Below are 7,653 nucleotides of genomic sequence, written 5' to 3'. Positions count from 1 at the left end.
ACTACCAAACTAAAATGGTAGAAAACTCAATGGTGCGAATGTTAAGCGTCAGCGTCATTCGTGTCCTTCAGATCATCAGAAATCTCCTGATTTCTAAATAATATAAACAACGTAAACTTAGTTTACAATGTGCTAATACACTGTAAACTAAATTTTCGTTAACTTTTAATCTATACTTCTACTAGATTTTATAGGGTCTACTTTCAAACTTATTTCTTCTTCGTTTTTGTCTTAACACAAAAAGAAGCAAAAAATCTAGGCTTAGAAGTCAAAAGCTAAATTCCATTCCTCTCGCCTAAATGATTTTAAACTCGCTAAAGCTCAAACAGCAAAATCATTTTTAACGGCTCGCTCCATGAAATTCTTAACGCTTTTCCCTTCAAGGCCGGGGGTGTTACTACTAAATGATTGCCTGATTACATGTCAAACAACTAAGGTTTTATACTCATCTTCTAAAAGCAGTTCTGTAGGGTCGTTGCTTTACAATGTCTTCGCGAACCACAATACACTACCATTTCTCCTTCACAAAAGGAATTACATAATTAACGAAAACTTAGTTTACAATATTCTAGTCTTCAGGTGGAGTATACGTTACAATATCAATCCCTACCCCATTAGGGTCCACAATGGCAAAATGTCGGTCTCCCCACACCTCTTCTCGAAGTTCAATAGCTATAGGCGTCCCTGTTTTTTTTATTTGCTGATAAACTTGGTCTACATCTTCCACCTCAATGGTGAAGTAAACTCCTTTTCCATGGAAAGAGGGTTGGAAAATTGGTTTTTGGCTAGGATGATTGGGTAATAAAAAGCTGACCTCAGACGATTCGTCAGGAGTGTGAAGTAATAAATAGAAGTCATTTTCAAAACGGACTCCAAAACCTAAAACCTCAGTGTAAAACTGTTTGGTTTCTGCTAACTTTTCCGTGATAATTCCCGCATTAAGTTTCATTTTTTCAGGTGTTTGTGCATTTGCTATTCCATAGAATAATACAAATACGGTGATGAATAGTGTTTTCATAAAGGATGCTATTAAGCACTAAAACAAAAGTGCAACTGCTTATGAATACAAATCTAGGTCAGCAGAACTACAGAGTATTGTAAAAATCGGACAATATTAACGAAAAGCTTCAGAAGGCGTTACGCCATAAAAAGTTTTGAAATTTTTGATAAAATGAGCCTGGTCAAAAAAGCCCACATCAAGATAAAGTTTATTTTCCTTCAGACTTTGTGAAGTAGGTTGGGCATTTAAGATATACTGAAAACGCACCACATTACTAAATGACTTAGCAGTCGTCCCGATATAATAGTTAAAGATTCTACGAAGCTGTCGAGGGCTTAAACCTGTATTCAGCTCTTTTTCCGTATCAAGGTGTCCTTTCTTTTTAAGAATTAATTGTAGAGCATTCAAAAAGCGAGAATCATAGTAAAATTCTTGCTTCTCAAGGTAAATACTGATTTTTTCATTCAACATTTCAGTGACCACTTCAAAAGGGTAAGAACTTGAAATACTTGCTTGAATCCAATCTGCAAAATCAGGTAAAATATTCTTTAGTTCTTGGGCTTGGTTAGCTAATATCTTAGCATCAATTTTAAACAACAACGGAAATGCAGCGGGCAAAAATCGAATACCAATATAATTGAACTCCTTTCCGATAGGGAATTCAGTATACTTCCGACAAAAACCCATCACAAAGCTTTCTGCAAGCTGCCTATGATCAAAAAAGATATCAATACAGCCATCAGAGACCACACGGTAGTGGTAATCATATTTTAAAGGTTGAGATGTTTTAAGTTGCCAGAAACAATAAACAAAGTGTTCTATTTCCCTTGTCGGTTGTACCTCAAGGTAAACTATCCCCGTATCTTCCGCTTTTACAGTAGGCTGAATGGGTCTATAATACCTTTTTAAACTTTCAAACTCTTTCATCACATTTTGACCTTACAACAAAGTTTTCATTACTCCCCTACTCTCACTCAAAAAATAGGCAGACAACTTATTAACAAAAAGGAAGTTATAAAATTGAAGACAAATTCCCTCCATACTTACCCTTATTTTCCCCTTTTCATTCCACTGCAACAATAGTTTATTTTATGTTGTTCATAATTTATTTAACTTCGTGCTTAACGCTTACAGCAAACTAAAACAGCAAGTGAACTATTGGTATTGGCTACCAACTTTGGTGTGTTACTGTAAGGTGTTTTTATTAATGGGTAAATGCTGTGGTGTTTATTGGATGTTATGATCAAAGTAAATTATATATATATGAGAAAGGTAATTTTATTGAGTATTTTTATAGCTACATTCATTCAGTCTTTTGCCCAAATCGATGCTAATAGTTTATTGTATTTTAATATTGATAGCGATCTAAGTAAGTCGTTATATATAAGTACAAGTGGTAGTTTTGCAAATGAACCAAGAATGTTTTTTCATCTTCCTTATGTTGGGACAAGTGGGAATGCAATGTTTGAATGGGATGCTGATGATTCTGGAAGTCGGAAAACCATTTATAGATTTAATGCCAGTAGTGATCCAATATTTGTAATAAATGGTTGGAATGATGGCAGTATGAGTGACCTATGGTTTGGGGATGATAATAATGATAAATTTTATATTTCAGACAATGGTAATATTGGTCTTGGTACTAAGCAACCTTCTGCAAAATTAGACATTAAAGGAGGTGACTTATACTTAGGAGAGAAAGTGTATACTAATGGGCAAAGAAGGCAAATGAGGATTTATGGATTCGATAACAGTAGTAAATTCTATGGAGCCTTACATTCAAACTATGATGATTATCGAAGAACATTTGATATTAGCACAAATAATTCGACAAATCAAATTAAAATAGATGCATCCGCTAATGAAAATGGAAGAATAACTATTTTACCTGGAGACAATGTTGGTGTTGGAATAGGAACTTTAGTAACAGGTTCTCATAAATTAGCAGTTGAAGGCTCTATCGGAGCAAGGGAAATTAAAGTTGAAGCTAGTGGGTGGTCTGATTTTGTATTTGAGAATGGCTATGAACTTCGTACTCTTGAAGAAGTAGAACAATATATTTCAGAGAAAGGACACCTCCCAGAGATCCCAAGTAAAGAAGAGGTAACCGTGAATGGGATCAATCTCGGAGAGATGAATGCTAAACTACTTCAGAAGATTGAGGAATTGACGCTTTATCTTATCGAACAAAATAAAGAGAATCAAGAGCAACGTAAACTAATTAAAGAACTACAAAAAGAGGTATCTGCCTTGAAAGGCCAATAAAAGATCATAACAAAATGTATAGTGAATGAGCTTTCGAGCTATTTTCAACAATCTCTGTTATTTTATAGTATCGAGCTATTGGAAAGAGTAGGCGTACTCAATATACATCGACGTTACAAAACATTGATAGAGAAAATTACATAGTATACCTTTCAACATTACAAAGAAATTATTTTTAATATTTTCTCTCAATTGAAAGATCAAAAATGTTAATTATAATGAATGAAATCATTTTAGGACTATCGGATAATATTATAAAATAAGTAGTGTAGATAAACACATTTCAATGTTAAAAAATATATTACATATAGATAGAGTACGCCCTAAGAGAAAAATGTTTATCGTATTTTTTATTCTCTTCTGTCTAATCTATATAAAAGACTACTTTAGGTTCGAAAATTTCAGAAAATATAATGTATTATCATTTGAAAAAGCTTTAAGTTTTAAGATAAAGGAGCTGAATAATGATAAAGGGTATTATACAGTTGTAACATATGAGGAAGATAGTTTTTATATAACTTTCAATTCTTATGGTAGTGTTCCAATTAGCCTAAATGATTCAGTAATAAAAATAAAGAATAGCTATGAAATTATATTAAAAGATAGTTTATATAGTAGAGCTATTGATTTAAGATATGTATCTAGAAATTCTAAAATACATTACATAATTGGGGATGTAGAAGATTTATCAGTAGAAGATATGATAAAATAGTAAATTCAGTAAATCAATATTACATTTTTCTCAATCCTTTTAAAAATGTAGTAACATAATGAATATGAAATTAAGTGGTTATGTAATCTAAAACTAATTAAGTGGATAACAATTATAAAAAGAACTTTTAGTAATAATAACTAACCTCCATCCACGAGGTGAAGCACCCGCTGATCGTAGTTTAGCCATTGTGTTATATTTTACAGTTTTGTCCACATATATCAGATGTATTTGACTGTTAAGGTTGTATTGGAATTATATAGATTTGAAATGCTCTATGGAAGTTCATTTGGAAAAGAAATCTCATTGGAGATGGAGACGAGATAAGTATAATAACTTTGTAAAGTTGAAAGCATTGGAGAATGTGATTGAATTAAAAGATAAGAAGGGTAAAACAACACGATTGTACCTTGATTCAATAATATTTTCAGCTTTGATAGAAAGAGATTATAAACCTATTCATTCTATTGAATTGATGGATAAAAATAGGCGAACTTTATTCACTAGACAGCCTAAAAGTATTGCTATATTTAAATTATCTGATTGGAAAGGGCTAGAAGTGCTATTAAAGTATTTAGTTTGGAATGATGTGAATTTTATAGATTGGAAGTATAAGACAGGTTTGAGTGATATTTTTGAATTAGTTTTTATTTCGTCACTTATTGGAGACTTGATTGGAGTAAAAACAAGCTATAAAAAAAGTAAGTTAAATGACCTTCATAAATTCACTTATAACAAGCTAGAACAATTAAAAAATCAACAGAAGGAGAATGGTTTTATCAATTAGAAGACCTTTAAAAAACTTAGTAATGACTAAGAAAAAAGTGATAATATTTAATGTACTCTTAATTGGATTATTCCATATCCTTCGTGTAACTATTATGAACTGGATTTTTCTTTTTGAGTTGCTACTTCTTGTAGAGGTATTTGTTGTATTCATTTTACTATTAAGGTTAATATCAAAAAAATATAGAGTATACAAAAACATGAAAATGACCGTAGTTCACGTCTTATTGATTGTTTCAATGTTTTTAATAATTGGTGATTATCTTTCAGTTGGATATCTGAATATATACCATAGAAAGACAATTCAAATATTTGAAAAATACAATACAATAATTCCAGTTGCCGAAAGAGTAAGTGGTTCATGGATAATCGAAGATAAATCTTTTAAAGAAGTTTTATCAGAGGATGAATACTTAAATCTTCAAAATAATTTTAAAAAATCCAGCCCTTGTCAATATGAAAATGGATATTGTTATATTGAGTTTGGAGGGTTTCTTAAAAATATTGGTGGCTATTATTTTGATATAGCAAAAAGAGATGTCGAACCTTCAGGGTTTGGCTTCACAAGGATAAAAAAGACAAAAACATTAACAGAAAATTGGGGAATTTACAACAGATAATTGAATACGGGAAACAATAATTAGCAAGCCTTCTATAAAATTTTAAAAGACATGGAGTTATTGAGTAGACTGAACATTGTTTTTTGAAATACTTTTTAGACGGAACGTAAGCAATAATTTCACAAATGGATATTATATTTTTTTACTTAAATAATGAAGTTCACAATTCAACTTTAATAGAGGTAATATCTGACTTATTAGAATTACCTTCTAATAATATTCGAGTCACAAATGACTATAAAATTGCAGATAACTTTTTCTATACAACGCAAGGGCAAAACTTAGAACTCTTAATTGAAAAAATGGAGATGGATGAAGGGGAGTTCAGGTTTTATGTTTGTATATATGGAAATATAAATAAGAACTCTAAGCTTTGGAAATCATTTGACAAAATGACGAATTCTTTAAAGCAAGATTTTGGAATTCGCTTTTTGAAAAAACTATCTGTTAGACTAAATGTAGATGTTTTAACTGAAGGTTTTTCTAACTCCTACTATTATGAATCAAATTCACCTTATGATTGGATACTTATTAAAAATGGAAACGATTTTGAGGTGAAAGTGTATGCGAATCTCATTATTGATTGGGGTGAAAGAACTATCGCACCCAAAATAGAAAGAAAGGAGAAATCTAGAAAGTAAGCATAACTATAAAATGAATTACAGAAAAAATAAAATAGAGCTAGAGAACAATGGTTATTCGATTTTAACTGATTTATACTCCCAAGGTGAAGTAGATCAAATAGTAGATTGTATTGCAAAATCTGATACATCAGGTAGTTCATTTTTGAAAACCAAAGATGTTTTTGCAATTAGACAATTGATGAAAAATATTCCGGAACTAGGTGGGTTACTATTTAATGACAAGTTAATTGACTTGATCTCAACTTTATCTTATTCGGAATACTTTCTTACAAAAGCTATTTATTTTGATAAACCCAGTGAATCGAATTGGTTTGTGGCATATCATCAAGATTTGAGTATATCTGTTGACCAGAAAGTCGATTTGGATAATTACACCAACTGGACTTTTAAGAAAGAGCAATTCGGTGTTCAACCACCAACCAAGGTTCTACAAGATACTATTACTATTCGAATTCATTTAGATGATACAGATGAAGGAAATGGAGCGTTAAAAGTAATACCAAAATCCCACCTAAAAGGAATCATTCGACTAGATTCAAATGATTGGAAAGTAGAAGATGAATATATTTGCTCGGTCAAAAAAGGTGGAGCAATGTTGATGAAACCTTTAACATTACACGCTTCGAATAGAACAGTAAATGGGAAAAGAAGAAGGGTAATACATTTAGAATTCAATAAACATAGATTACCGGAAGCATTGAATTGGTTAGAATATTACGAAATAAAAAAACAATAAATAGTGATAAACTGAGTAAGATACTTGGTTAGAGTACTTTTAGCATAGTCATTGTGATCTACACTATAACAGATTTACACACCAAGAATTAACATATGAGTAATTTTTTTTCAAAACTCAAGTCAATATTTTTTAAGTCGGACAACGATACCTTTATTGGTTTAATAGACGAGAATGGAGTTTCAAACATTCGATTCGGAGACAAATGTATGATGACTTTTAAATTTGTTGCGTATATCAAGAATGATGAAGAACTCATGGAAGAAGAAGTTATAATTCTCAAAGAAATCCCTTCCATTGATCATACAATTAAGGGGCTTGAACCACTTACAATTGTAAAAATTAGTGGTCATCAGGAGTTATTGCATCATCAAATCAACCTCCAATCTGTTCTAAACACTAACCTTAAGCACGAAGAATTAACCGACATTCTCTCCAACCGATTAAACCCTGTAACATATGATAGTTCAGAACTTGGAACTTTCACTTTGAACAGAAATGTTGATTGGTTTGAAAAAAAATTTCGATGGAATGAAAATGAAATTGATCTGTGCTTATCTTGTAAGGTGGACGAGATTCAGGAATTGGAAATCACGGCTATTCAAATATGTAATAATGCTATAGACTGGGAACGAAAATTGAAATCTAAGATATCGGAAGAACTTCTACCGTTAAAAAACGAAAGTTGGATTGACGAAAATGAATTGCCAATTACAGAAAGTGATTTTCTCTCACGAATATCCTTAGAAAATATAACAATAAATAAGGATGGTGAATTTGAAGCTTGGTTCAATGATGGAGACGCTTTTTGGGGACACTCAATTAATGTTAGAGCGAACATCAACGGAACAATTGATTATTGTGAAATTCAAGGCTAAAATATACCATAA

The 7,653-nt window shown here is 31.4% G+C and carries 9 protein-coding genes; 7 read left to right on the top strand and 2 right to left on the bottom strand.

The genetic code is table 11. The annotated features are described in order from the left end of the window. Window positions 1-568: 568 nt before the first annotated feature. Window positions 569-1,018: a VOC family protein gene (locus PL77_RS12610; protein WP_253273985.1), complete on the bottom strand. Its 450-nt coding sequence runs from the start codon at window positions 1,016-1,018 to the stop codon at window positions 569-571. 96 nt (window positions 1,019-1,114) lie between these two features. Next, complete coding sequence (locus PL77_RS12605; RefSeq protein WP_044205630.1) at window positions 1,115-1,927, bottom strand: helix-turn-helix domain-containing protein; 813 nt, start codon at window positions 1,925-1,927, stop codon at window positions 1,115-1,117. Window positions 1,928-2,263: 336 nt separating this feature from the next. Here PL77_RS12605 and PL77_RS30520 point away from each other — a divergent pair, with 336 nt between their 5' ends. The 7 genes from PL77_RS30520 to PL77_RS12570 all read left to right on the top strand — a co-directional run bounded on the left by PL77_RS30520 (window position 2,264) and on the right by PL77_RS12570 (window position 7,641). Next, window positions 2,264-3,265: a hypothetical protein gene (locus PL77_RS30520; protein ID WP_156152348.1), complete on the top strand. Its 1,002-nt coding sequence runs from the start codon at window positions 2,264-2,266 to the stop codon at window positions 3,263-3,265. Window positions 3,266-3,551: 286 nt separating this feature from the next. Next, a complete protein-coding gene (locus PL77_RS12595) occupies window positions 3,552-3,977 on the top strand; it encodes a hypothetical protein (protein WP_044205627.1) in 426 nt (141 codons plus the stop codon). A gap of 277 nt (window positions 3,978-4,254) precedes the next feature. Beyond that, complete coding sequence (locus PL77_RS12590) at window positions 4,255-4,764, top strand: hypothetical protein (RefSeq protein ID WP_044205625.1); 510 nt, start codon at window positions 4,255-4,257, stop codon at window positions 4,762-4,764. 22 nt (window positions 4,765-4,786) lie between these two features. Next, window positions 4,787-5,383 (top strand): hypothetical protein, encoded by a 597-nt coding sequence (locus PL77_RS12585; protein WP_156152347.1) that lies wholly within the window; start codon window positions 4,787-4,789, stop codon window positions 5,381-5,383. Between the two features lie 125 nt (window positions 5,384-5,508). Continuing rightward, entirely contained in the window at window positions 5,509-6,024 is a 516-nt protein-coding gene (locus PL77_RS12580; RefSeq protein ID WP_044205620.1) for a hypothetical protein, read from the top strand. Between the two features lie 13 nt (window positions 6,025-6,037). Then, window positions 6,038-6,763, top strand: a complete 726-nt coding sequence (locus PL77_RS12575; protein WP_044205617.1) for a phytanoyl-CoA dioxygenase family protein — start codon at window positions 6,038-6,040, stop codon at window positions 6,761-6,763. A gap of 95 nt (window positions 6,764-6,858) precedes the next feature. Next, window positions 6,859-7,641: a DUF2262 domain-containing protein gene (locus tag PL77_RS12570; protein WP_044205615.1), complete on the top strand. Its 783-nt coding sequence runs from the start codon at window positions 6,859-6,861 to the stop codon at window positions 7,639-7,641. Window positions 7,642-7,653 lie beyond the last annotated feature (12 nt).

The sequence above is a fragment of the Flammeovirga sp. OC4 genome, from assembly GCF_000812565.1.
Taxonomy (GTDB): domain Bacteria; phylum Bacteroidota; class Bacteroidia; order Cytophagales; family Flammeovirgaceae; genus Flammeovirga.
The sequence above is the reverse complement of the archived record's forward strand: the minus strand, read 5'-3'. Positions and strand labels throughout refer to the sequence as shown.

What these genes read in the sequence shown, in the direction of transcription:
- PL77_RS12610 (WP_253273985.1), bottom strand. Translation starts at nt 1,018, where the DNA reads ATGAAAACACTATTCATCACCGTATTTGTATTATTCTATGGAATAGCA.
- PL77_RS12605 (WP_044205630.1), bottom strand. Translation starts at nt 1,927, where the DNA reads ATGAAAGAGTTTGAAAGTTTAAAAAGGTATTATAGACCCATTCAGCCT.
- PL77_RS30520 (WP_156152348.1), top strand. Translation starts at nt 2,264, where the DNA reads ATGAGAAAGGTAATTTTATTGAGTATTTTTATAGCTACATTCATTCAG.
- PL77_RS12595 (WP_044205627.1), top strand. Translation starts at nt 3,552, where the DNA reads ATGTTAAAAAATATATTACATATAGATAGAGTACGCCCTAAGAGAAAA.
- PL77_RS12590 (WP_044205625.1), top strand. Translation starts at nt 4,255, where the DNA reads ATGGAAGTTCATTTGGAAAAGAAATCTCATTGGAGATGGAGACGAGAT.
- PL77_RS12585 (WP_156152347.1), top strand. Translation starts at nt 4,787, where the DNA reads ATGACTAAGAAAAAAGTGATAATATTTAATGTACTCTTAATTGGATTA.
- PL77_RS12580 (WP_044205620.1), top strand. Translation starts at nt 5,509, where the DNA reads ATGGATATTATATTTTTTTACTTAAATAATGAAGTTCACAATTCAACT.
- PL77_RS12575 (WP_044205617.1), top strand. Translation starts at nt 6,038, where the DNA reads ATGAATTACAGAAAAAATAAAATAGAGCTAGAGAACAATGGTTATTCG.
- PL77_RS12570 (WP_044205615.1), top strand. Translation starts at nt 6,859, where the DNA reads ATGAGTAATTTTTTTTCAAAACTCAAGTCAATATTTTTTAAGTCGGAC.